This window comes from Vibrio sp. L85, assembly GCF_963871815.1.
In the GTDB taxonomy this organism is placed as follows: domain Bacteria; phylum Pseudomonadota; class Gammaproteobacteria; order Enterobacterales; family Vibrionaceae; genus Vibrio; species Vibrio harveyi.
The window spans coordinates 1-597 of sequence record NZ_CAWMYL010000206.1; the positions used below are offsets into that span (position 1 = coordinate 1).

General features: G+C 44.7%; 1 protein-coding gene and 1 pseudogene. Both read right to left on the reverse strand.

All coding sequences use genetic code 11. The annotated features are described in order from the left end of the window. Window positions 1-268, reverse strand: a pseudogene (locus tag AACR11_RS20965) (IS3 family transposase); the annotation flags it as partial. A 26-nt stretch (window positions 269-294) separates the two neighbouring features. Next, a partial coding sequence (locus tag AACR11_RS20970) for a transposase (RefSeq protein ID WP_139374588.1) occupies window positions 295-597 on the reverse strand: 303 nt, incomplete at its 5' end.

A 597-nucleotide genomic window follows, 5' to 3' on the forward strand; every position in this document is an offset into this window, starting at 1 on the left:
TTTTTTTGTACGAATGTTTCGGTAGTTGACCACTGATTAAGTCTAGTTCTTTCATGAACTTACTCGCTCGGTAACGACTAAGTGGAATGCCTCTCGCCGTTACTATATCAGCAATGGTTCTCGCCCCAGCGGAACCATTGCTCAGCTCATAAGCTCGACGAACTTCGGCACGAACAAGCACACGCTCTGACGACAGAGATTTATCTCTATTTGCCCAATAACGATAGCTACTGCGATGAACCCCAAACACTTCACAAAGCCTTTTCACAGCATAACTCTTCTTGAGTTTCTCGATTATCGAGAACCGTTCAGGGAGTCTGACATCAAGAGAGCCGTAGCCTTTTTTAGGATTTCCTTTTCTTCTTCAATACGCTTGATTTTCTTTTTAAGGTCGCGGATTTCTCTTTGCTCTGGAGTCAACGGTGATGTACTTGGTGCTTTACCCGCTCTTTCAGCTTTGAGTTCTCTTACCCAGCTTTCTAGCGTGGTTCTTCCAATGCCCATTGCTTCGCAGGTTTCTTTGTAAGTCCGCCCCTGATCAAGCACCAACTGAGCGCATTCAAGCTTAAATTCTGGGTTAAAAGTATGTCTTTCACG